Origin of the sequence: Streptomyces tubercidicus, from assembly GCF_027497495.1 — a bacterium.
Lineage (GTDB): Bacteria > Actinomycetota > Actinomycetes > Streptomycetales > Streptomycetaceae > Streptomyces > Streptomyces tubercidicus.
Window position 1 is genome coordinate 3,350,148 of sequence record NZ_CP114205.1, and the last position, 22,007, is coordinate 3,372,154.

A 22,007-nucleotide genomic window follows, 5' to 3' on the forward strand; every position below is an offset into this window, starting at 1 on the left:
CGTGAGGAACGTCCGGAGCGCCCGCCAGCCCCACAGACAGCCCGCAGCCCCGCAGAGAAGCCGGCAGAAGCCCGCAGAGACCCGCACACCCGCCGCGTAGCCCCCAGAACGCCCGCACGGCGCCCCACCCTCAACCCCCAACCCTCACGCACCACACACGCAACCGCCCCCAACCACCCCTCCCTCCCCACAACGGCCAATACAGAAGGCCATACGGAGAGATCGGAGCGATCGGGGGCGGTTGCGTGGGCGGGGGTTCAGCCGAGGAGGCCACCCAAGGCATCCCCGCGCCCGGAGTCGCTTCCGGAACTCCCGCTCCCCGTGCTCCCGGTGCCGGTAGCGCCGCCACCGGTGCCACCAGCCGACGGCGGGACCCGGCTCGGTACCGGGGCGCGTCGGGTCGGCACGGTCTGCTGGGGTGCGCTGGTGGTCGCGCCGGGCTGCTGGGCGAGGCCGCTGCTGCTGCCCGTCGAGCGGCCGGTGCCGGGGGCCGAGGCGGACGGGGTGCCCGGCTTGTGGGCCTTGTGCGAGGCGCCCGTGGAGGGCTTTCCGGGGCGCGGGGCGAGGCTGCCGGGGTGCCGGTGGCCGGGCCGGGTGGCGCGCTTGCCGGGGCGGGGCAGCGGGGAGCCGGGCAGGTTGTTGATCGCGGGCTCGCCGGGCCGCGGTACGGCCGGGACCGTCGCGGACCGTACGGCACCGCCGAGCAGCGAGCCGATGAGCAGGGTCAGCCCGGCCACCATCGCGGTCATCACGGCGCCGCGGCGCAGCACCCGCCGCCGCAGGTCGGCCACCTCGACGCGGGGGCCGAGACGCCGCCATGCCTCACCGGCCAGCCGCCCGTCCATCGAGTAGACGGGGGCGCCCGCGATGATCAGCGGGCTCCAGGCGGCGAGGTAGATGATGTCGGGGGCGTCGTAGGCGGGGACCGTGCGCCAGCTGACGGTCATCAGCAGGGCCGCCGAGAGCAGCGCGCCGATGGACGCGGCGACCCGCTGCCACAGTCCGCAGATGGTCAGGACGCCGACGACGACCTGGAGGAAGGCGACGGTCAGGCCCGCGCCGACCGGGTGCGAGACGGCGAAGTCGCGCAGCGGCACCGCGAGCGCCCAAGGGTCGAGCGACAGCAGCCACTTGACCATGGAGCCCCGCTCACCGCCGTCGAAGTAGACGGGGTCGCAGAGCTTGCCCATGCCGGCGTAGACGGAGATCAGTCCGAGGAAGATGCGCAGCGGCAGCAGGACGACGCCGAGGTTCATCCGGCGGCCCGGGTAGTACGCATGCCGCACGGACTCGGCGGCGCGCCGCCTGCCGCCGGTGTCGTAGGCGTCGCGCGCCTCGAACCGGTCGTCGTCATAGCCGTCGTCGAGCGGGTCGCGGCTGCCGTACGAGGTGTTCCGGTAGGGGGTGTCGCCGTACGCGCTGCCCACGGGGCGTACGCCGCGCAGCAGCTTGGTGTCGGAGTCGGCGGGGCCGCGCTGGCCGATCACGGTCTGGGCGGGGGGCGCGTCGTCGAGGCGGATCCGGGGCAGGACCTGGGTCGTGCCGACGTCGTCGCCCGGTCCGCCGTCGAGGCCGATGCCCGCGTCGCGTACCGCGTGCAGGAGTTGGGTGGTGGCGCCGGCCGTGCCGCCCGGTGCGGTGCGGCCGCTCCACACCACGGGCGCCCGGCGTCTGGCCCCGTCCGTGCCCCGGATGACGGGGATGCGCGCGGTGTCGGCCACGGCGTTGCCCGCCGTGGGCGCGGCGAGCTGTACGCGGAAGCTGGCGTGGTTGACGATGACCTGCGCGGGATCGCACGGCACCTTGACCGAGCTCAGGCCCGGCTCGTCATCGAAGCCCGGCGAGCGTCCCCCCGTAGGCGTGCGGGGTGTTCTGGTGTCCACGCTCATCTAACCGAGTGACTCGCGGGAAAGACACTGCCTTGACCGGGTCGATCTGTCCGAGACCCGTCAAAAGGCCATGGGATCCGGCCAAGACGTACGCACGACGCGCGGAAGACGTACGGAGGGTCAGGCCCTGCCCCGGGGTGGCGCGGCGCTGTGCCGGGCGCCCCCGGGGCATGTGGACTCAGGCGCGGCGGCGGGCCGCCTCCCACAGGACGACACCGGCCGCGACACCGGCGTTCAGCGACTCCGCGCCGCCCGGCATCGGGATCCGCACCCGGACGTCACAGGTCTCGCCGACCAGCCGCGACAGGCCCTTGCCCTCACTGCCGACGACGATCACGACCGGGCCGTCCAGCGCCTCGACGTCCTGCAGCTCCATCTCGCCGTCCGCGGCCAGACCGACGACCGTCAGACCGGCCTTCTGGTACGACTCCAGGGTCCGGGTCAGGTTGGTGGCGCGGGCGACCGGCGTACGGGCCGCGGTACCCGCCGAGGTCTTCCACGCACCGGCCGTCATCCCGGCCGCCCGGCGCTCCGGCACGACCACACCGTGGCCGCCGAAGGCACACACGGAGCGGACCACGGCGCCGAGGTTGCGCGGGTCGGTGACGCCGTCGAGCGCGACGATCATGGGGTCGGCACCGTCGTCGAAGGCGGCCGCGGCCAGGTCCTCGGGGTGCGCGTAGTCGTACGGCGGGACCTGGAGGACCAGGCCCTGGTGGTTGAGGCCGTTGGTCATCCGGTCCAGCTCGGGGCGCGGCGCCTCCATCAGGTTGATGTCGCCGCGCTCCGAGGCGAGCTGGAGTGCGGCGCGCACCCGCTCGTCGGTGTCGATGAACTGCTGGACGTAGAGGTTCGTGGCGGGCACGCCGTCGCGCAGCGCCTCGAAGACCGGGTTACGGCCGACGACCAGCTCCGCGGTGCCCTTGGCGCCGCCGCGACGGGGGGCCGGACGGCGTGCCGCGGACTGCTTCGCCTTGGCGTTGGCGACGCGGTTCTTGACGTGCCCCTTGCGTGCGGAGGCGGGCGGGGTCGGGCCCTTGCCCTCCAGGCCCCGGCGCCGCTGGCCGCCGCTGCCGACCTGCGCGCCCTTCTTGTTGGACGTGCGGCGGTTCCTGCGCTGGCTGTTGCCGGCCATGGGTCACCTGTTTCTTCACTGCTCTCGACGTCTCGCGACGTGGAGTGGGGACGTACGTATGGAATGAGTGTCGCCCGCGGCCACCGGGAAGGGCGAATCCGGGTGGCCGGTCACGGGCGGGACGGGGTCGGGACGGAGGTCGGGGCGGGGGTCAGGACAGCGACCAGCGCGGGCCCGAGGGGGTGTCCTCGATGGCGAGTCCGGACTGCTGGAGCTGGTCGCGGATGGCGTCGGCGGTGGCGTAATCCTTGCGGGAGCGGGCGGCCTGGCGCTGGTCGAGGACCAGGCGGACCAGGGAGTCGACCACCCCGTGGAGGTCGTCGCCGCGGTCCGTGCCGCCGGACCAGCGCTCGTCGAGCGGGTCCAGGCCGAGCACCCCGAGCATCGCCCGCAGCTCGGCCAGCCGGGCCACCGCCGACTCCTTGTCGTCGGCGAGCAGCGCGGAGTTGCCCTGGCGGACGGTGGTGTGCACGATCGCCAGCGCCTGCGGGACGCCCAGATCGTCGTCCATCGCCTCGGCGAAGGCGGGCGGCACGTCAGGCGCGGGCTCGACGACGCCGGCCTTCTCGACCACGCGCTGGACGAAGCCCTCGATCCGCGCGAACGCGGACTCGGCCTCGCGCAGCGCTTCCTCGCTGTACTCGATCATCGAGCGGTAGTGCGGGGTGCCCAGGTAGTAGCGCAGCACGATCGGGCGCCAGCGCTTGACCATCTCCGCGACCAGCAGGGAGTTGCCCAGCGACTTGGACATCTTCTCGCCGCTCATGGTCACCCAGGCGTTGTGGGTCCAGTAGGCGGCGAAGTCGTCGCCGTACGCCTTGGCCTGCGCGATCTCGTTCTCGTGGTGCGGGAAGACGAGGTCGACGCCGCCGCCGTGGATGTCGAAGGCTTCGCCCAGGTACTTGTGGGCCATCGCCGAGCACTCCAGGTGCCAGCCGGGCCGGCCGCGGCCCCAGGGGGTCTCCCAGCTGGGCTCGCCCTCCCGGGCCGCCTTCCACATCGCGAAGTCGCGCGGGTCCCGCTTACCGGTCTCGCCCTCGCCGGACGGCTGGCGGAGGTTGTCCAACTCCTGGTTGGACAGCTGGAGATACTCCGGGAAGGACTTCACATCGAAGTAGACGTTGCCGTCGGCGGCGTAGGCGTGGCCGCGCTCGATCAGGCCGCGCATCATCTCGATCATCTCGGGGATGTGGCCGGTGGCGCGCGGTTCGTACGTGGGACGCAGGCAGCCGAGGGCGTCGTAGGCCGTGTTGAAGGCGACCTCGTTCTCGTAGCCGATCGACCACCAGGGGCGGCCCTGCTCGGCCGCCTTCTTGATGATCTTGTCATCGATGTCCGTGACATTGCGCACGAATGTCACGTCGTAGCCGCGGTAGGCGAACCAGCGGCGCATGATGTCGAAGTTCAGTCCCGACCTGATGTGCCCGATATGCGGGGCTGCCTGCACGGTCGCGCCACACAGGTAGATCGAGACACAGCCCGGCACGAGCGGGGTGAAGTCGCGAATCTGCCGGGCGCTGGTGTCGTACAGGCGAATCGTCACGGAACCAGGGTAGTCGGAACGAGGCAGTGCCCCGTGACCCCTTGGGCCACGGGGAAACAGAACCGTCACAACCGTCCGGTTCGCCGGAATTGCGGCCCGCCCCGGGTCAGGCCCCCGGCCTGGTCAGATGCTGCCCACCACCTTGCGCGGGGTGATCCGGACCACGACCCGCTCGGCGTCATCGGCCCCCGCCGGGTTGAACTCCGCGTACGGCTTGCCGGTGTACTTCTGCGACAGCTCGTCGATCAGCTCCTGCCCGCCCTCGGTGCTGAGCGAGGCGGAGCCGCGGACCTCGGCGTAGGTGTACGGCGCGTCGAAGGGCTGGATGACGACGGAGACCCGGGCGTCGCGCCGGAGGTTCCGCTCCTTGCGGCGGCCGATGGTCGTCGAGAACAGCAGGTCGTCGCCGTCCCGCTTCACCCAGACCGGGGAGACCTGGGGGCTGCCGTCGGGCTGGACGGTCGCCACGGTCACGAACACCGGGCTGTCGAGGAGCTGCTTGAGGTCGTCGGACAGGGTGGCAGTCACAAGGGGTCCTTCCTACGGGCCGTTCCGAGGAACACGGATACCCCGATGCTCCCCCCAACACCCGTGCGGCGCCCGGCATTCCCGCGCCGTAAGGGGGAATGCCGGGCGCCGCGTCCGTCGCTCGTGGCCCTGGGAGACCCGGTCAGGCCGTACGGAAGACGAGCGCCGTGGCGACCGCGGCCAGGCCCTCGGCGCGGCCCGTCAGGCCCAGCCCGTCCGAGGTCGTTCCGGAGACCGAGACCGGCGCCCCGACGGCCGTCGAGAGCGCCTTCTGGGCCTCGTCCCGGCGCTTGCCGACCTTCGGGCGGACGCCGATGACCTGCACCGCGACATTGCCGATGGAGAAGCCCTCGGCCCGTACGATCCGCGCGGCCTCGGCCAGCAGCGTCACCCCGGAGGCGCCGGACCACTCGGGGCGGCCGGTGCCGAAGTGCGCCCCGAGGTCGCCGACGCCGGCCGCCGAGAACAGCGCGTCACAGGCGGCGTGGGCGGCCACATCGCCGTCGCTGTGGCCGGCCAGGCCGTATCCGTCGCTCTCCGCGGCGTCCCAGAGCAGCCCGGCACACCACAGCTCACGGCCCTGCTCGAAGGCGTGCACGTCCGTGCCGATGCCGACGAGCGGCAGCAGCGGGGCGGCGGGGGACCCGGCGGGAACCGGCTCAGACATAGCCATCGGTGGCCCTCCTGCGGGCGAGTACGGCCTCGGCCAGGACCAGGTCCAGCGGCCGGGTCACCTTGAATGCCTCCTCGTGGCCGGGGACGACCACGACGGGCGAACCGAGCCGTTCGACCAGCCCGGCGTCGTCGGTGGCACCCTCGCCCTCGACGACCGTGTCATGTGCCTTGCGCAGGGTCGCCAGATCGAAGCCCTGCGGGGTCTGCACGGCGCGCAGCAGGGCCCGCTCCGGGGTGCCGACCACCGGCTCCGGGGCGCCCTGCGGCTGCGGATCGACCTGCTTGACGGTGTCGGCCAGCGGCAGCGCAGGGACGACGGCGGGCGCACCGGCGCGCACGGCGGCGACCACCGCGTCGACCGTGTCGACCGGGACCAGCGGCCGTGCGGCGTCATGCACCAGCACGACATCGATGGTGTCCGGGAGGGCCGCCAGACCGAGCTGTACGGACTCCTGGCGGGTCCCGCCGCCGGGAACGACCCGCAGTTCGGTGCGCTCGGGGAGCGGATGCTCGTCGAGCAGGCGGCTGACCTCGGCGGCGCCGTCGGGCGGGGCGACCACCACGATGACGGAGACGGCGCGTGACGCGGCCATCGCACGGACCGCGTGGACCAGCATGGGAGTGCCGCCCAGGGTGCGCAGCGCCTTGGGGGTGCCGGGACCGAGCCGGACACCGCGGCCGGCGGCGGGAATCACCGCGGCGGTGCGGAGGGGACGGGAGGGATCTGACATCGATGACTCCGGAGTCCGGGGCGAGCCCGGAATTGACGCAGACAGGTTTGTTTCCTCGGACGAGGTGGGTATGGCCTGGGCGTGCCCCCTACGGGGGGAGTGCCGGGCGCGACGCCTTGACCGGACCCTTCCGTGACATCGGTCGAGACGACTGCACGAGCCCGGCACGTCACAGGGGGGGCGAGGTTCCTCACCGGTACCAGCTGGTCGCCCCCGAAGCTCCCTCGCAGCACCCGCAGATATGCCGCAGCGCCCGGCAACGGACCACTCCCCTCGGGGAATCGATCGTCACTCGGGCACCGCGGCATTGCTACGTCATCGCTGCGTTGGAGCTCTTCACTGCGCTGGATTGCACTGCGCTGGATTGCACCGTGCTGGATGTCGCTGCGTCGGGTATCGCGTACGCGCTGGCTATCGCGAACACGCAGCCCCACGCCGGACACGGCCAACGCTTCGGCGTCGTCAGGACGCGAGTACCTCGTCGAGCAGGGCCTCGGCCTTGTCCTCGTTGGTGTTCTCCGCGAGGGCGAGCTCGCTCACCAGAATCTGGCGCGCCTTCGCGAGCATCCTCTTCTCACCGGCGGAGAGGCCGCGCTCACGCTCACGCCGCCACAGGTCGCGCACCACTTCGGCAACCTTGATCACGTCGCCGGAGGCGAGCTTCTCAAGATTTGCTTTGTAGCGACGGGACCAGTTCGTGGGCTCTTCGGCATACGGTGCGCGAAGCACCTCGAAGACCCGGTCCAGCCCGTCCTGACCAACCACGTCGCGTACGCCGACGAACTCCGCATTGTCCGCTGGCACACGAACAGTCAAGTCGCCCTGGGCGACCTTCAGCACCAAGTAGGTCTTGTCCACGCCTTTGATCTGGCGAGTTTCGATGGCCTCGATCAGCGCGGCCCCGTGATGGGGATAGACCACGGTGTCGCCAACCTTGAACGTCATGTGACAGGTACCCCTTCCGTGGCTATCCATGCTAACACGGGAACGGGCCGTTCTGAATGGCGTTTTCGCAGGTCAGGGCATATCTCGGGGCTTGACAACAGCGACCGGAACGTGCTGCGAGGTGGTCCGGAGGGCGGGAATTCGCAGGTCGGAGGGGCTGCACGGGTGAGCGGAAACACGCCCGTCACGTACCGGGAACGCGGTGCTCGACAGGCCGAACGTCCCGTTTTGCACGGATCCACACGAGCGAGTTCCGGTACTCCGTTCGGCTGCTCAGCGGCCTCTTGGGACCGATTCTTGAATTGATCACGAACCGCCGGACGAAGAGTGTGATCAATTCCGCGAGCCCTTCACATTTCCGCTGCGAATACTGCTTTTCCCGGGAAGGAAACCGGCGGCCCGCCACCCGAACGGCCGCTTGCCGAAAATTCATGCCTGTTCCCTGCCTGTTCTTGGGGAACGTTCCTCGCGGCCGCCGGATCCGCGACCGTTCCGGCGGGCCGTTCCGCGGGCCGTGGAGCGGTCGCCCGGACGGCGGTGGCGGGGCGCTGATCGCGCTGGGGGCGGGTCGGGTGCGGCGGCGCGAGGACGGCTCGGTAACCTAGCGGCGCTGACACACCCTTAGGGCGGCTTTACGCACCCGTCGTCATGACGCGTACGGAGCGCCGCCCCAGCCGTCCATCCGCGACCGGGCACGAACGTTCGGCCGCCGTAGCTCGTCAAGGAGATGCCGCCGCCGTGAGCCGCAGCCTTCGACGCGGCGTCCTCGCCGCCACCGTCCTTTCGCTCTCGATCGCCACGCTGTCCGCGTGCGGGGCCGGGAACGACGCCCAGACGCTGGAGGTCAAGCCGGACAACGCCGCGACCTCTGTGGGCGACATCAAGATTCAGAACGCCAACGTGATCACCCAGCCCGAGGTCGACGCCAAGGGCCCGGCCGTGGTCTCCGCGACGGTGTTCAACAGCGGTGACAAGGACCAGAAGCTGACCGCGATCTCCGTCGACGGCACCGGCCAGACGGCCAAGCTCGCTCGGGCCGACCACGGCGCCGGGTCGATCACCGTGCCCGCCGGCGGCTCCGTCGTGATCGGTGGCGAGGGCAACCCCTCGGCCGTCCTCGCCAGCGGCCGTGAGGCCGTCCAGGACGGCAACGCACAGCCGCTGACCTTCAAGTTCAGCTCCACCGGCCAGGTGCGGATCAGCGCCTTCGTCGTCCCGGCCAAGAACTACTTCCAGGGCTACGGGCCCTCGCAGGTGCCGTCGCCCTCCGGCTCGCCGTCGCCGTCCGGTTCCGGCAAGCCCTCGGGGTCGGCGTCGCCGTCCTCCTCCACCAAGCCGGCGGAGGAGAAGCACGGCGGTCACTGAGCCGGCGTGCTGACGGCGGCCGCCGTCACCCACTACGCGTCAGGGGCGTCCCTCCCAACCGGAGGGGCGCCCCTGACGCGTAGGCCGGGAGCGGTTTACGGCTCGAACTTGTAGCCCAGGCCGCGGACCGTGACGAGGTAGCGCGGGGCGCCCGGGTCGGGCTCGATCTTGGCGCGCAGCCGCTTGACGTGCACGTCCAGGGTCTTGGTGTCGCCCACGTAGTCGGCGCCCCAGACCCGGTCGATGAGCTGCATACGGGTCAGCACCCGGCCGGCGTTGCGCAGCAGCATCTCCAGGAGGTCGAACTCCTTGAGGGGCAGATCGACCTTGCCGCCGGCGACCGTGACGACATGGCGGTCCACGTCCATCCGGACCGGGCCGGCCTCCAGAGCCTGCGGGGTGACCTCCTCCGGCTCGCCGCGGCGGCGCATCACGGCGCGGATACGGGCGACCAGTTCGCGGGAGGAGAAGGGCTTGGTGACGTAGTCGTCGGCTCCTATTTCCAGGCCGACGACCTTGTCGATCTCGCTGTCCTTGGCGGTCACCATGATGACCGGGACGTTGGAGCGGCCGCGCAGCTGGCGGCAGACCTCGGTGCCGGGCAGGCCGGGCAGCATCAGGTCCAGCAGAACGAGATCGGCGCCGTTGCGCTCGAACTCGTCCAGTCCGTCAGGGCCCGTAGCCGCGATGGCGACCTCGAAGCCCTCCTTGCGAAGCATGTACGACAGTGCATCGCTGAACGATTCCTCGTCCTCGACGACAAGCACTCGGGTCACGGAAGGACCTCCGGGGCTGGGTGAGCAGGGAGCGGATCGTTGAAGGTCTCGTACGGGCGGTCCTCGTCGTCGAGGCCCTCCGCGGAGAGGTCGGTGGGCCGTTCGCGGTCGCGTACGGCCCCGGCTTCCGGGAGACGCAGGGTGAAGGTGGAACCTTGTCCCTCGGCGCTCCACACCGTGACCTCCCCGCCGTGCGAGGCGGCCACGTGCTTGACGATGGCGAGGCCGAGGCCGGTCCCGCCGGTGGCGCGCGAGCGCGCCGGGTCGACACGGTAGAACCGCTCGAAGACGCGGTCCCGGTCCCTTTCGGATATCCCGATGCCCTGGTCGGTCACCGCGATCTCGATCAGGTCGCCGCCGGGCGCGGAGACACGGCGGCCCGCGATCCCGACGCGGGTACGCGACGGGGAGTAGTTGACGGCGTTCTCGACGAGGTTGCCCAGGGCCGCGGCGAGCTGGCCGCGGTTTCCCCAGACATGCAGGTCGGCGGTGCCGCCGGCGGCCATGGTGATCTGCTTCGCACCGGCCGGCTGGCGGCAGCGGTCCATCGCCTCGGCGACCAGCTCGTCGACCCGGACCGGCTCGGCGTCCTCCAGCGGGTCGTCGTTCTGCACCCGGGAGAGGTCGATCAGCTCCTGGACGAGGCTGGTCAGACGGGTGGCCTCGATCTGCATCCGGCCGGCGAAGCGCTCGACGGCCTCGGGGTCGTCGCTGGCGTCCATCACGGCCTCGGAGAGCAGCGACAGCGCGCCGACCGGCGTCTTGAGCTCATGGCTGACGTTGGCCACGAAGTCGCGGCGGACCGCCTCGATACGGCGGGCTTCGGTGAGGTCCTCGACCAGCAGGAGGACGAGGCGGGAGCCGAGCGGGGCGACTCTGGCGGAGACCGCGAGGGCCTCGCCGCGGCCGGTGCCGCGGCGCGGGAGATCCAGCTCGACCTGGCGTATCTCGCCGTCCCTGCGGGTGTCGCGGGCCATCTGCATCATCGGTTCGACGGCGAGCTTGCCGCCGCGGACCAGCCCGAGGGCGTACGCGGCGGAGCTGGCCTTGACGACGGCGTCGGCCTCGTCGAGCACCACGGCGGAGGAGCGGAGCACGGAGAGCACCGTGTCGACCCCGGGGGGCAGCACGGCGTCCGTGTGCAGTGAGCTGCGGGTGGGTTTGGCCTGGTCGCGCTCGCTCCAGCGGAACGCCAGCATGGCGAAGACGCCGGTGCACAATCCGGCGATCGCTGCCACTGCGGCGACGGCCGCATCCACGTTCATGACTCCAAGGTTATGCGCCGGGTCGGACACTTCCCCAGCCGTCCGGAGCCCTGCTCGAACACCCGTCGCCCAGAGTTCACCGTGGCGTCCGCTCGGGTTCACTCCGGAGGCCGGTGCGGTACGTGTGCCCCCGCGCCGTATGTCCCTAGGAAAACCGGCCGACCGGTCTGCCGCTCCGGCGCACCGCCAGGTGAACCGCCCGGCCGGCCCCCGGGCAGTGAGGGCGTCGCCCAGAGTTCACCTTCACGACGGTGCCGGTTCACCTCCGGTGGCACCGGAGGTCGCGCGGCGCCCGCAGGGTGAGGGTGCGGGTGCCGGACCGGTCCCGCACCGACGCGCGCCCGGACACCCTGAGCGAACCGCGGGCGAGGGCCCTCCGGAGCACGGCACCGCGGGGTACCTGCTCCGTGGAGCACTTCCCGGGGGACGGGCCGCGCGGGCACCGGCCGTGAGAGCGTGGGCACAGGTCACCCTGCACCCCGTTCCACCTCTCACCCACGCCACATCACCACATCGAAGCGAGAGAAGGTCACTGATGCGGGACGCGTACCACGAGGAGCTGGATTCGATCGGCGAGGGCCTGGTCGAGATGGCCCGGCTCGTCGGCTCCGCGATCGGGCGCGCCACCACGGCGATTCTCGACGCGGACCTCAAGCTGGCCGAGAACGTCATCGCCGCCGACGAGAAGGTCGACGACCTCCAGCGCGACCTGGAGGCCCGTGCGATCGCCCTACTGGCGCGGCAGCAGCCGGTCGCCACCGATCTGCGGATCGTCGTCACCTCGCTGCGGATGAGCGCCGACCTGGAGCGCTCCGGCGACCTGGCCCAGCATGTGGCCAAGCTGGCCCGGCTGCGCTTCCCGCAGACGGCCGTTCCGCAGGATCTGCACGCCACCATCCTGGAGATGGGGCAGCTGGCGCAGCGCCTGATGGCCAAGGCCGCCGAGGTCATCATCACCAAGGACGTCGATCTCGCGCTGCAGCTGGAGCAGGACGACGACGCGATGGACATGCTGCACCGCACGCTCTTCCAGCACCTGATGGACGACCGCTGGAAGCACGGCATCGAGACGGCCGTGGATGTGACCCTGCTGGGCCGCTACTACGAGCGCTTCGCCGACCACGCGGTGTCCGTCGCCAAGCGGGTCGTCTACCTGGTGACCGGCGAGCACGCCGACGAGATCGCCCCGCCGACGGCGGTGGAGGGGGCGTAACGGCACCGGCGGGCGGAGGGCGCGAGTCCGCTCCGTGGGCCACCGTGCGCCGTTGACGTGTGCTTCCGCGCGCCGTTGATGCGCCTCGTCACCCGGGCGTGCAATGGGCGGCAGGTGACCCCTAGGAGGCAATGCATGGCACCCATGGCGGACTCCCTCAACCCCGCGGCATCCGACGCCCCGACGGCTGTCGAACGCCCGCGGCTCCCTCTGCTCGGCGCCTGTGGCTGCGGCTCCGGCTGCAGCTGCGGCTGCCAGTCGGGCGGACCGTGCCAGTGCGGCGGCGGCTGCTAGCGCATCTCGACGGCACAGCGCGACGGCGGCCCCGACCGGTCTTCCGGTCGGGGCCGCCGCTGTACGGTCCGGGTCACACGCTGAGCGTCAGCGGATGGATCTCGTCCGCCCTGTGGCCGGCGCGCTCATGGATGCGCTGCACCGCGCCCGCCGACGGCGCATCCGACAGACAGAACACATCCCCGGACTCGGTGTCGGCCCAGGCATGCTCGAAGGTCACGCCTTCCTCGCTCTGAATGGCGAGGTCGGCCTGGTGTGCCGCGTTGAGCTGGTCGGCCGTGAGGCCCTGCATATCGTGATGGATGTCCATGAACTTGGGCATCTGGCTCATCTCCAGGTAGCAGACGACAGCACCCCCTCTTCCATGCTGCCTCCGCCTGGCCGGGCCGCATCCAGGGGCGCCGGGGCGGCGCCGGCCCCCGGCCCGCGCACCGGCCCAAAACGCCGGCAAGCCCCCGGCCGGCGGGGGAAAACCGCAGGCCGGGGGCTTGATCGTGGTGCTGGTTACTTCTTCTTGCCCTGGTTCTTGACGGCCTCGATGGCGGCCTTGGCGGCCTCCGGGTCGAGGTAGGTGCCGCCGGGGGTGACCGGGCGGAAGTCGGCGTCGAGCTCGTAGGCGAGCGGGATGCCGGTGGGGATGTTCAGGCCGGCGATCTTCTCGTCGGAGATGCCGTCGAGGTGCTTGACCAGGGCGCGCAGGCTGTTGCCGTGGGCGGCGACCAGGACCGTGCGGCCGGCGAGGAGGTCCGGGACGATGCCGTCGTACCAGTACGGCAGCATGCGGACGACGACGTCCTTGAGGCACTCGGTCTTCGGGCGCAGCTCCGGCGGGATCGACGCATAGCGCGGGTCGTCCGACTGGGAGAACTCGGCGCCGTCCGCCAGGGCGGGCGGCGGGGTGTCGTACGAGCGGCGCCAGAGCATGAACTGCTCCTCGCCGAACTCGGCCAGCGTCTGCGCCTTGTCCTTGCCCTGCAGCGCGCCGTAGTGGCGCTCGTTCAGCCGCCAGCTGCGGTGGACCGGGATCCAGTGCCGGTCGGCGGACTCCAGGGCCAGCTGCGCGGTGCGGATGGCGCGCTTCTGGAGGGAGGTGTGCACGACGTCGGGGAGCAGGCCGGCGTCCTTGAGCAGCTCTCCGCCGCGGACTGCCTCCTTCTCACCCTTCTCGTTGAGATTGACGTCCACCCAGCCGGTGAACAGGTTCTTCGCGTTCCATTCGCTCTCGCCGTGGCGAAGGAGGATCAGCTTGTACGGTGCGTCGGCCATGGCGTCGAGCGTAATCCACCTGCGGAACCGGCCCTGCGCGGGTCCAGGAGCTGGGATCCCCGATGGCGTTTGACGCTTTCCGTCAATTGAGTGGCAGGCCGCGCCGACGCGTCAGTAGCGTGCGGACGTCGTCTACGGGGGAAGTGTCATGTCCGCATCTTTAACCGGCCCCACCAGGCGGTCCGGTCTCCGACGGGCCGTCGTGGAGAGCGTCTCCGGCCTCCCCGGTCAGTTCTGGTGGCTGTGGACCAGCACCTTGATCAACCGGCTGGGCGCCTTCGTCGCCACCTTCCTCGCGCTCTACCTGACAGTCGAGCGCGGCTACTCGGCCTCGTACGCCGGACTGGTGGCGGCGCTGCACGGTCTGGGCGGAGTGATCGCTTCCGTGGGCGCCGGAGTGATGACCGACCGGCTCGGCCGCCGGCCCACCATGCTGATCGCGCAGCTGTCGACGGCGGCGTCCGTCGCGCTGCTCGGCTTCATGACGGACCCGGTCGCCATCGCGGTGGTCGCGGGCCTCGTCGGGCTGGCGAGCAACGCGTCCCGCCCGGCCGTCCAGGCGATGATGGCGGACATCGTCGCCCCGGAGGACCGCGTCCGCGCCTTCTCGCTGAACTACTGGGCGATCAACCTCGGCTTCGCCATCTCCTCCACCGCCGCCGGGCTCATCGCCGAACACGGCTACTTGGCCCTCTTCCTGGGCGAATCCACGCTCGTACTGGCCTGTGCACTGGTCGTCTTCTGGAAACTCCCGGAGTCCCGCCCCGCCGCGAGTACTCCGGACGGCCCGGACGCCACCGGCCCGGCGCCCGCCCCCGTCTCCATGCGGACCGTCCTGCGCGACGGCCGGTTCATGACGGTCGTCGGCCTCAACCTGCTGCTCGCGCTGCTCTTCCAGCAGGCTTATGTCTCGATGCCCGTGTCGATGGGTCAGGACGGCTTCTCCAGCGCCGACTTCGGCCTGGTCATCGCGGTCAACGGCGTGCTCATCGTGCTGCTGCAGATCCCCGTGACGCGGTTCATCGAACACCGCAGCCCGGCCCTGCTGCTCATCGGCTCGTCGCTGCTCGCGGGCTACGGCTTCGGGCTGACCGCGCTGGCCGGTTCGGTCGCCATGTACGCCGTCGCCGTCACCGTCTGGACCCTTGGCGAGATCATCAACTCCCCTACCCAGATGGGCCTGGTGGTGCGGCTGTCCCCGCTGCACGGCCGCGGCCGCTACCAGGGCATGTACTCCCTGTCCTGGTCCGTCGCGGCCCTGGTGGCTCCTCTGCTTGGCGGTGTGGTGATCGACCAGTACGGTGCCGATGCCCTGTGGGCCGGCTGCGCGGCCGTCGGCACGCTGGCCGCGGTGGGCTATGGGCTCCTGCTCCAGAACCTGCCGGAGGAGTCGGGCACGGGGGCGGTGGCGGCGGCGGGGCAGCCCACCGGTGAACCGGCCGTGGCCCCGGCCAAGACAGCGGGCGAGCCGGTGCCGTAAGAGGGAACTCAACGCGTGGGCGGGGTGGCGGAGTTCGCTCCCCCGCCCGAGGTGGCGGAGTTCGCTCCCCCGCCCGGGGCCCGTACGGCTACGCGGACGGCCGCTGGGTCAGATGCGCGAAGGCGTCCAGGTTGCGGGTGGACTCGCCGCGGGAGACCCGCCAGGCGTACTCCTTGCGGATCGCCGTGGCGAAGCCCATCTCCAGCAGGGTGTTGAAGCTGCCGTCGGCGTTCTCCAGGACCGTGCCGAGGATGCGGTCGAGGGTGTCGGGGGTGACGGCGGTCAGCGGGAGCTTGCCCACGAGGTAGATGTCGCCGAGCTTGTCGATCGCGTAACCGACGCCGTAGAGGCGGGTGTTGCGTTCGAGGAGCCAGCGGTGCACGGCCTCGTGGTTCTCGTCGGGGCGGCGGACGACGAAGGCGTTGATGGAGAGGGAGTGCCGGCCGACGACGAGCGAGCAGGTCGTGGAGAGCTTGCGGGTGCCGGGGAGCGTGATGACGTAGGTGCCCTCGGAGGGGGACTCCCACTCCAGGCCGGCGTCGGTCAGCGTCTGCTCCACCACGGTCCGCGCGGCCGTACCGGAGGCCACGGCGGTCCCGGCCGTCCCCTCGCCCGTCCCGTTCACACCGTGCTCCTCGCCCGTGTCACCCATGGAGCGATCGTAGGTGACGGCGGTGCTCCTGCATGGCGGCGGTGTAGACGTCGCCGGTCGCGGCGGCGGCGGTGTCCCAGCCGAAGGACTGGGCGTGCCGGGCGGCGTCCGTGCCCATCCGGGCGGGCAGGGCCGGGTCCGCGACGAAGCGGGCGAGCGCGCGGGCGTAGTCGGCCGGGTCGTGGCCGGTGACGAGGAATCCGCTGACGCCGTCGCGCACCGCCACCGGCAGGCCGCCGACCGCGGCCGCGACGACCGGGGTGCCGCTGGCCTGGGCCTCGATGGCGACCAGTCCGAAGGATTCGCTGTACGAGGGCATGACCAGCACGGATGCCGCGCGGTACCAGTCGGCGAGCTGTTCCTGGCCGACCGGCGGGCGGAACTGCACCAGATCCGCGATACCGAGCCTGGCGGCCAGCTTCTGCAGGCCCTCGGGCTTGGCCAGACCGCTGCCGCTGGGCCCGCCGACCACGGGCACCACCAGACGGGAGCGCAGCGAGGGGTCCCCGTCCACCAGGGCGGCGACCGCGCGCAGCAGGATGTCGGGGGCCTTCAGCGGCTGTATACGGCCGGCGAAGAGCGGAATGACCGCGTCCTGCGGCAGGCCGAGGCGGGCGCGGGCGGCGGCCCGGCTCTCGGCGACCTCGCCGCCGGTGGGCCGGAAGCGGTCGAGGTTGACGCCGGGGTGCACCACGGCGACCTTGCCGGGGTCGGCCTCGTAATGCCGGGCGAGCTCGGCCGCCTCCTCGGCGGTGTTGGCTATCAGGCGGTCCGCGGCCCGGACGATCTGGGTCTCGCCGATCACCCGGGCGGGCGGCTCGGGGGTGTCACCGGCGGCCAGCGCGGCGTTCTTGACCTTGGCCATGGTGTGCATGGCGTGCACCAGCGGGACGCCCCAGCGCTCTCCGGCCAGCCAGCCGACATGGCCGGAGAGCCAGTAATGGGAGTGCACCAGGTCGTAGTAGCCGGGGCGGTGGCCGGCCCAGGCCTGCATCACGCCGTGGGTGAAGGCGCACAGCTGGGCGGGCAGCTCCTCCTTCGCCAGGCCCTCGTACGGACCGGCGTCCACATGCCGTACGAGGACGCCGGGGGCCAGCTCGACGGCGGGCGGGAGGGTGCCGGTGGTGGCGCGGGTGAAGATCTCCACCTCGATGTTGATCGAGGCGAGCTTCCTGGCCAGCTCGACGATGTAGACGTTCATGCCGCCGGCGTCGCCGGTGCCGGGCTGGTGCAGCGGGGAGGTGTGGACGCTGAGCATCGCCACCCGCCGGGGGCGGCGGGGGCTGCCGGGCATCCGCAGCCGGGCCTGGCCCGGGAACTGGCCATGGGGACGACTGCGGAGCCGGGACACTTGTGGGCTCACGTCGGGCTACCTCCTAGGCGGGGCGGGCGGCGCGCCCCGAACCCGTCCAACAACAGACCGCGGCCATCCATTTCCGTTCGGCCCGCGCTGGGCGTACTTTGCCAAAGCGTGACCGAGGGGGTGCCGGGCGCCGGGCCGACGGGCGGAGCCGGGCGCCGGGCCGACGGGCGGCGCACCCGTGGCCACCCCATACTCTCGATGCCATGGTCCGCCGCCCCACCGTCCCCGCCGCCCCGGTGATCGCCCCCGCCCGACCCGTCGGAAACGCCACCCGAGGGACCACCAACCCCAACCGGCTGCGCCGTATGGACCGCTGGATCGCCGCGGAGCACGGCGCCGTGCTGCGCCGCGCCGCCGACCCCGTCGCGGTCGACCTCGGCTACGGGGCCGCGCCCTGGACCGCGGTGGAGCTGCTGGGCCGGCTGCGTACGGTCCGGCCGGACGCCCGGGTCGTCGGCGTCGAGATCGACCCGGTGCGGGTCGCCGCGGCGCGGGTCCACGAGCGGCCGGGGCTGGACTTCGTCCACGGCGGCTTCGAGGTGCCGCTGCCGGGGCAGCGGACCCGGCAGCCGGTCCTCATCCGGGCCGCGAATGTGCTGCGCCAGTACGACGAGGACGAGGTGGCCGCCGTATGGAAGCGGCTGTGCGCACGGCTGGCACCCGGCGGGCTGCTGGTGGAGGGCACCTGCGATGAGATCGGGCGGCGGCACGTCTGGGTGGCGCTGGGTCCCGAGGGGCCGCGCACGGTCACCTTCGCGGCCCGCCTCAGCGCCCTGCAAACACCCTCTGACCTGGCCGAACGCCTTCCGAAGGCGTTGATTCACCGCAATGTGCCGGGCGAACCGGTCCATGCCTTCCTCCGGGACTTCGACCGCGCCTGGGCCACCGCGGCGCCACTGGGCGCGCTGGGCGCCCGTCAGCGCTGGCGGGCGGCCGTGGCGGCGCTGGCCACGGACTGGCCGCTGGCCGGCGACCCGCGGCGGCGCCGCCAGGGCGAGGTCACGGTGCGGTGGGAGGCGCTGGCGCCCAGGGGGTGAGCGCGGCCGGGGTGCCGCAACCGGGGCGGCCGCGGACGTCGCGGCCGCGCCCTACGCGGTCAGCGCCGGCTCCGCCAGGGTTCTCCCCAGCTCCCGGATGCGCCGCTCCGTCTCGGAGCCGCGCGGTGCCGTGTACGTCACCAGCGCCTGGTCCGGGTCATTGCCCAGCCGGAAGCTTTCGAAGGTGACGAGCAGCTCGCCCACCTGCGGATGCCGGATGCGCTTGGTGCCGCACAGGCACTCGTGCACCGACTGTGTCTCCCAGATCCGCCGGAACTCCGGGCTGTGGGCGAGCAGCTCATTGACCACCTCGCAGATCCGCGGATCGTCCGGGTGCCGGCCGCTGTCGGCGCGCAGATTGCCGACCACCTCCTCGGCCTTCGCCTCCCAGTCCGGGTGCAGGTCACGCGCCGCCGGGTCGAGGAAGACCAGCAGCGCGGTGTTGCGCCGGTCCGGGGCGAGCCCCTCCAGGTCGAAGGCGATCCGGCCGCCCAGCGTGTTCCAGGCCAGGATGTCCAGCCCGCGGCCGACCACGAGGGCCGGGACGGTGTCCGCCATCGCGTCCAGGACCTGCTGGGTCTCGGGGCGTACGGTCCGTCCGGCCGCGGAACCGCCGGCGCACCAGTCCGCCCCGGGGCGCCGGGGGACGGCGATATTGCGCAGGTAGGTCACCTCGCCGCCGGACAGCCGCAGCGCCCGCGCGATGGCGTCCAGGACGGAGTCGGAGATGGCGGGCGCCCGGCCCTGCTCGATCCGGGTGTAGTAGTCGACGCTGATGCCGGCGAGCTGGGCGACCTCCTCGCGGCGCAGTCCGCGCACCCGGCGCCGGTTCACCCCGCCGGGCAGGCCGAGGTCGGCCGGGTCGAGCGCGGCGCGGCGCGCCTTGAGGAACGAGCTGATCTCGATTTCCGCGTACAGCATCGGTCCAGTATGCGACGCAGGCCCGGTTGGGTGGTTCCCACCGGCCCAGGTTGCGGCGGGCCTGGTCCGGCCCCCGTACGGACAGCAGGGTGGTGCGCGGACGTCTCGGGGCGCCCCGGAGGCCGCTCCGGCACGCCCCGGAGACACCGTTCGGGACGACCCTGAGAACTGGCAAGAAGGAGCACCGCATGCAGCGCAGGATCCTCGGCGGAACCGGCATCTCGGTCAGCGAGTACGCGCTCGGCGCGATGATGCTCGGCGGCTGGGGCAACACCGACCACGACGACTGCGTACGGATCGTGCACCGTGCGCTGGACGCCGGGATCAACCTCGTGGACACCGCGGATGTGTATGCCGACGGCGAGTCCGAGGAGATCGTCGGCAAGGCGCTCAAGGGCCGCCGGGAGGATGTCGTACTGGCCACGAAGGCCGTCAGCACCATGGGCCCGGACGCCAACCACCGCGGCAGTTCCCGGCGTTGGCTCGTACGGGCGGTGGAGGACAGTCTGCGCCGTCTGGGCACCGACCACATCGACCTCTACCAGATGCACCGCCCGGACCCGGCGACCGATATCGACGAGACGCTGTCCGCGCTCTCCGACCTCGTACGGTCCGGAAAGGTGCGGGCGATCGGCTCCTCCACCTTCCCCGCCGAGCAGATCGTCGAGGCACAGTGGACCGCCGAGCGCCGCGGTCATCTGCGCTTCCGCACCGAGCAGCCGCCGTACTCGATGCTGGCGCGCGGGGTGGAGAACGCGGTGCTGCCGACCGCCCAGCGCTATGGCATGGGCGTGCTGACCTGGGGCCCGCTCAGCGCCGGCTGGCTGTCCGGCCGTGATCTGTCGGCCAGTTCACGGGCCGGTATGGAGAGCCGGAAGTTCGATCTCTCGCTCCCCGGGAACGCCCGGAAGGCCGAGGCGGTCCGCGCCCTCTCCCAGGTCGCGGCGGAGGCGGGGCTGCCGCTGCCGCATCTGGCGACCGCGTTCGTACGGAGCCACCCCGCCGTGACGTCCGTGATCATCGGCCCGCGCACGCTCGACCAGCTGGACAGCATGCTGGCAGGGTCACAGCTCACCCTCGGCGCGGACATCCTGGACCGTATCGACGCCATCGTCCCGCCGGGCACCGACCTCAACCGGGAGGACAGCTACTACACACCGCCGGCGATCGCGGATGCGTCGTTGCGGAGGCGGTGAGGGCGGCGGGAGCCGGGCCGGTCCCGGCGGCCGGCCCGGCCGCCGGGATCTCGCTCACCTCGCCGACGGCTCCGTTTCGGGGGCCACCGGGGCGTCCAACGTAAAGGTCTCCGGGACCTCTGCGCGGTCCGACCCGTTCTTCTCGTCCTGCTCTTCCTGCTCGGCGATCTCGGCCGCCGTGGCCTGGGTCAGGTTGGGGCCGCCGCCGAGCGGGGTCCAGTACACGGAGAAATAGCCGTTCCCCCCGCCGCCCGAAATCGGGGCGCTGTCGAGGCTCACCTTTACCGTGCCGCCCTTTGCGACGGGGACGGACATCTGGCTGCTCGCCGGTCGCGAACCTTGGACCTGCACCTGCGGTACGGAGATCCCGCGTGTCACGCCGGCAGTGGTCGCATACGCGGTGAAGTACGAATTGAGCGCTTGCCACCCGTTGTAGGGCGAGTACACCAGACACTGCAGCACGAGGGTGAGGAACCCGTCGCCATTCGCCCGGTACGTGGTCTCCCGGAAGCCGCTGCTGATGTAGCCGGAATGGAGCGCCTGCACGCCGTTCTTGATGATGCCGACGGTGCCGTAGGCGTTGAGGTTGGTTCCCGGGGCCGTGTCCAGGCGGCCCGTCTTGAGCCACAGGTACCCGTCGGCCCCGGGATCGACGGTGAGGTTCTTGGTGGTTGTGGCGCCGTTGAGCTGGGTGGTGCCGGCCACGGTGAATTTGCTCGCGACATTGACCTCGCGTCCCTCGGTGGAGAGCGTCAGCCGTCCCCCGATCGCGAGCGACCCGTAAGCACCGCTGCCTTCAATGGTCCGGACATGCAGGGTGTTCGCGGTGTTGACCGTGAGGTCCCTCGTGGTGGCGGCGCCGTTGAGCCGGGTGGTGCCGTGCACGATGAGGTTGCCGATTTCCAGGTCCGGCTTTTTGACGGATACCTGGGCGGCAAGGATCCGCACCACGGGGTTCGAGGCGTCGCCGGTGGTACCCCGCAGATAGAACGTGGTGTCCGACTTCACGTTGGTGATCTTCTTACTGGTGTCCTTGGTGACATCCAGATTGGTGTCGCCGTAGAGCAATTCATAGGTGGCGTTGGCGGAGCGCTCCCATGTCAGCGTCACCTCGCCGCCGTTGTCGATGACGAGGGGCGTGCAGATGAGGTTGCGGAGGTAGAAGTCCGCGGGGAATTTACCCACGTTGAATGTGGTGGACCGGGGCTGGAAGGCGCTCGAACCGGTGCGGGAACTCTCGGTGATGGTGATCGGTGAGGTGCCGACCTTCCGGTTGACCGGGATCTCGGAGAGCTGGATGGTGAATCCGGTGTCCGCGCCGATCGGCGCATGGCCGGCGGACGGGGAGAAGACGAATTCCTTCGCGGCGGAATCCAGCCGTACCGACCAGCCGGACAGGCTGATCCGCGGGGTGATCTTGGCCAGGTCCGTGGCGAGGTCCGGCGACATCGGCCCGGCCGGGACCTTGACCCTGATCCATTGCACGTCCGCCGGGGTACCGCTGTGCCGTGACCCGACGATCTGGAGCTCCCCCTTCTCCTCGGGCGCCTGAGGATTCTCCGGCGAGGCCTTCAACGGGTCCGGGCTGGTGCTGACGGTGTACGCCAGCAGGGGTTCGTTGGCGGCGGTCTCGGTGCTGCGGGTCGGGGAAACCACGGTCATGGGGTGCTCCTTCAACCATCAGGGGCCGCGCCGCCCTCTGCCGGAGAGGAGCGGCGCGGCCGGAGTAGGGC

Annotated in this window: 20 protein-coding genes; 5 read left to right on the top strand and 15 right to left on the bottom strand. The window is 71.5% G+C overall.

Annotated elements, in window-relative coordinates; all coding sequences use genetic code 11:
- Positions 1-257: 257 nt before the first annotated feature.
- The 7 genes from STRTU_RS14355 to STRTU_RS14385 form a co-directional block, all read right to left on the bottom strand.
- Positions 258-1,889, bottom strand: coding sequence for a DoxX family protein (locus tag STRTU_RS14355; protein ID WP_246240505.1), 1,632 nt, complete (start codon positions 1,887-1,889; stop codon positions 258-260).
- Positions 1,890-2,067: 178 nt separating this feature from the next.
- Complete coding sequence (gene rlmB, locus STRTU_RS14360; protein WP_159743896.1) at positions 2,068-3,024, bottom strand: 23S rRNA (guanosine(2251)-2'-O)-methyltransferase RlmB; 957 nt, start codon at positions 3,022-3,024, stop codon at positions 2,068-2,070.
- A gap of 151 nt (positions 3,025-3,175) precedes the next feature.
- Positions 3,176-4,567, bottom strand: a complete 1,392-nt coding sequence (cysS, locus tag STRTU_RS14365) for a cysteine--tRNA ligase (RefSeq protein WP_159743897.1) — start codon at positions 4,565-4,567, stop codon at positions 3,176-3,178.
- 123 nt (positions 4,568-4,690) lie between these two features.
- Complete coding sequence (locus STRTU_RS14370; RefSeq protein WP_159743898.1) at positions 4,691-5,095, bottom strand: PPOX class F420-dependent oxidoreductase; 405 nt, start codon at positions 5,093-5,095, stop codon at positions 4,691-4,693.
- Between the two features lie 142 nt (positions 5,096-5,237).
- Positions 5,238-5,762 carry a 2-C-methyl-D-erythritol 2,4-cyclodiphosphate synthase gene (ispF, locus tag STRTU_RS14375; protein ID WP_159746937.1) on the bottom strand — a complete coding sequence of 175 codons (525 nt, stop codon included), beginning with the start codon at positions 5,760-5,762 and terminating at the stop codon, positions 5,238-5,240.
- The gene (ispD, locus tag STRTU_RS14380) at positions 5,755-6,501 is read right to left on the bottom strand and encodes a 2-C-methyl-D-erythritol 4-phosphate cytidylyltransferase (RefSeq protein WP_159743899.1); all 747 of its coding nucleotides are present in this window, start codon (positions 6,499-6,501) and stop codon (positions 5,755-5,757) included. Before ispD ends, ispF begins: the two co-directional genes overlap by 8 nt.
- 462 nt (positions 6,502-6,963) lie before the next feature.
- Positions 6,964-7,446, bottom strand: coding sequence for a CarD family transcriptional regulator (locus STRTU_RS14385; RefSeq protein WP_003953493.1), 483 nt, complete (start codon positions 7,444-7,446; stop codon positions 6,964-6,966).
- A gap of 738 nt (positions 7,447-8,184) precedes the next feature.
- Here STRTU_RS14385 and STRTU_RS14390 point away from each other — a divergent pair.
- Entirely contained in the window at positions 8,185-8,811 is a 627-nt protein-coding gene (locus STRTU_RS14390) for a copper chaperone PCu(A)C domain-containing protein (protein ID WP_159743900.1), read from the top strand.
- A gap of 95 nt (positions 8,812-8,906) precedes the next feature.
- On the opposite strand, the gene phoP is transcribed toward STRTU_RS14390, so the two are convergent.
- Both phoP and phoR read right to left on the bottom strand, forming a co-directional pair.
- Positions 8,907-9,578, bottom strand: a complete 672-nt coding sequence (phoP, locus tag STRTU_RS14395; protein WP_472926721.1) for a two-component system response regulator PhoP — start codon at positions 9,576-9,578, stop codon at positions 8,907-8,909.
- Positions 9,579-9,583: 5 nt separating this feature from the next.
- Entirely contained in the window at positions 9,584-10,852 is a 1,269-nt protein-coding gene (gene phoR, locus STRTU_RS14400; RefSeq protein WP_159743902.1) for a two-component system sensor histidine kinase PhoR, read from the bottom strand.
- A 535-nt stretch (positions 10,853-11,387) separates the two neighbouring features.
- Between phoR and phoU the strand changes: the two genes are divergently transcribed.
- Positions 11,388-12,065, top strand: a complete 678-nt coding sequence (gene phoU / locus STRTU_RS14405; RefSeq protein WP_086721182.1) for a phosphate signaling complex protein PhoU — start codon at positions 11,388-11,390, stop codon at positions 12,063-12,065.
- Between the two features lie 367 nt (positions 12,066-12,432).
- On the opposite strand, the gene STRTU_RS14410 is transcribed toward phoU, so the two are convergent.
- Together STRTU_RS14410 and STRTU_RS14415 are read right to left on the bottom strand one after the other, a co-directional pair.
- Positions 12,433-12,681 (bottom strand): SCO4226 family nickel-binding protein, encoded by a 249-nt coding sequence (locus tag STRTU_RS14410; RefSeq protein WP_159746938.1) that lies wholly within the window; start codon positions 12,679-12,681, stop codon positions 12,433-12,435.
- Between the two features lie 182 nt (positions 12,682-12,863).
- On the bottom strand, positions 12,864-13,625 hold the full coding sequence (locus tag STRTU_RS14415; protein WP_159743904.1) for a phosphoglyceromutase: 762 nt from the start codon (positions 13,623-13,625) through the stop codon (positions 12,864-12,866).
- A 148-nt stretch (positions 13,626-13,773) separates the two neighbouring features.
- Between STRTU_RS14415 and STRTU_RS14420 the strand changes: the two genes are divergently transcribed.
- Entirely contained in the window at positions 13,774-15,105 is a 1,332-nt protein-coding gene (locus tag STRTU_RS14420) for an MDR family MFS transporter (protein ID WP_159743905.1), read from the top strand.
- A gap of 88 nt (positions 15,106-15,193) precedes the next feature.
- Here the strand turns inward: STRTU_RS14420 and STRTU_RS14425 are convergent, their stop codons facing one another.
- Together STRTU_RS14425 and mshA are read right to left on the bottom strand one after the other, a co-directional pair.
- Positions 15,194-15,757 carry a type III secretion system chaperone family protein gene (locus STRTU_RS14425; protein ID WP_246240508.1) on the bottom strand — a complete coding sequence of 188 codons (564 nt, stop codon included), beginning with the start codon at positions 15,755-15,757 and terminating at the stop codon, positions 15,194-15,196.
- On the bottom strand, positions 15,750-17,120 hold the full coding sequence (gene mshA, locus STRTU_RS14430) for a D-inositol-3-phosphate glycosyltransferase (RefSeq protein ID WP_174878867.1): 1,371 nt from the start codon (positions 17,118-17,120) through the stop codon (positions 15,750-15,752). Before mshA ends, STRTU_RS14425 begins: the two co-directional genes overlap by 8 nt.
- A 203-nt stretch (positions 17,121-17,323) precedes the next feature.
- Here mshA and STRTU_RS14435 point away from each other — a divergent pair, with 203 nt between their 5' ends.
- Positions 17,324-18,157: a class I SAM-dependent methyltransferase gene (locus STRTU_RS14435; protein WP_159743906.1), complete on the top strand. Its 834-nt coding sequence runs from the start codon at positions 17,324-17,326 to the stop codon at positions 18,155-18,157.
- Between the two features lie 51 nt (positions 18,158-18,208).
- On the opposite strand, the gene STRTU_RS14440 is transcribed toward STRTU_RS14435, so the two are convergent.
- Positions 18,209-19,078 (bottom strand): helix-turn-helix transcriptional regulator, encoded by an 870-nt coding sequence (locus tag STRTU_RS14440; RefSeq protein WP_159743907.1) that lies wholly within the window; start codon positions 19,076-19,078, stop codon positions 18,209-18,211.
- 188 nt (positions 19,079-19,266) lie between these two features.
- Between STRTU_RS14440 and STRTU_RS14445 the strand changes: the two genes are divergently transcribed.
- Positions 19,267-20,274 carry an aldo/keto reductase gene (locus STRTU_RS14445; RefSeq protein WP_159743908.1) on the top strand — a complete coding sequence of 336 codons (1,008 nt, stop codon included), beginning with the start codon at positions 19,267-19,269 and terminating at the stop codon, positions 20,272-20,274.
- 54 nt (positions 20,275-20,328) lie between these two features.
- Here STRTU_RS14445 and STRTU_RS14450 read toward each other — a convergent pair whose 3' ends face one another.
- Positions 20,329-21,936 carry a hypothetical protein gene (locus STRTU_RS14450; RefSeq protein WP_159743909.1) on the bottom strand — a complete coding sequence of 536 codons (1,608 nt, stop codon included), beginning with the start codon at positions 21,934-21,936 and terminating at the stop codon, positions 20,329-20,331.
- Positions 21,937-22,007 lie beyond the last annotated feature (71 nt).

What these genes read in the sequence shown, in the direction of transcription:
- phoU (WP_086721182.1), top strand. Translation starts at nt 11,388, where the DNA reads ATGCGGGACGCGTACCACGAGGAGCTGGATTCGATCGGCGAGGGCCTG.
- STRTU_RS14410 (WP_159746938.1), bottom strand. Translation starts at nt 12,681, where the DNA reads ATGCCCAAGTTCATGGACATCCATCACGATATGCAGGGCCTCACGGCC.
- rlmB (WP_159743896.1), bottom strand. Translation starts at nt 3,024, where the DNA reads ATGGCCGGCAACAGCCAGCGCAGGAACCGCCGCACGTCCAACAAGAAG.
- STRTU_RS14435 (WP_159743906.1), top strand. Translation starts at nt 17,324, where the DNA reads ATGGTCCGCCGCCCCACCGTCCCCGCCGCCCCGGTGATCGCCCCCGCC.
- STRTU_RS14420 (WP_159743905.1), top strand. Translation starts at nt 13,774, where the DNA reads ATGTCCGCATCTTTAACCGGCCCCACCAGGCGGTCCGGTCTCCGACGG.
- STRTU_RS14445 (WP_159743908.1), top strand. Translation starts at nt 19,267, where the DNA reads ATGCAGCGCAGGATCCTCGGCGGAACCGGCATCTCGGTCAGCGAGTAC.
- ispD (WP_159743899.1), bottom strand. Translation starts at nt 6,501, where the DNA reads ATGTCAGATCCCTCCCGTCCCCTCCGCACCGCCGCGGTGATTCCCGCC.
- STRTU_RS14425 (WP_246240508.1), bottom strand. Translation starts at nt 15,757, where the DNA reads ATGGGTGACACGGGCGAGGAGCACGGTGTGAACGGGACGGGCGAGGGG.
- STRTU_RS14450 (WP_159743909.1), bottom strand. Translation starts at nt 21,936, where the DNA reads ATGACCGTGGTTTCCCCGACCCGCAGCACCGAGACCGCCGCCAACGAA.
- STRTU_RS14355 (WP_246240505.1), bottom strand. Translation starts at nt 1,889, where the DNA reads ATGAGCGTGGACACCAGAACACCCCGCACGCCTACGGGGGGACGCTCG.
- phoR (WP_159743902.1), bottom strand. Translation starts at nt 10,852, where the DNA reads ATGAACGTGGATGCGGCCGTCGCCGCAGTGGCAGCGATCGCCGGATTG.
- ispF (WP_159746937.1), bottom strand. Translation starts at nt 5,762, where the DNA reads ATGTCTGAGCCGGTTCCCGCCGGGTCCCCCGCCGCCCCGCTGCTGCCG.
- STRTU_RS14385 (WP_003953493.1), bottom strand. Translation starts at nt 7,446, where the DNA reads ATGACGTTCAAGGTTGGCGACACCGTGGTCTATCCCCATCACGGGGCC.
- STRTU_RS14440 (WP_159743907.1), bottom strand. Translation starts at nt 19,078, where the DNA reads ATGCTGTACGCGGAAATCGAGATCAGCTCGTTCCTCAAGGCGCGCCGC.
- STRTU_RS14415 (WP_159743904.1), bottom strand. Translation starts at nt 13,625, where the DNA reads ATGGCCGACGCACCGTACAAGCTGATCCTCCTTCGCCACGGCGAGAGC.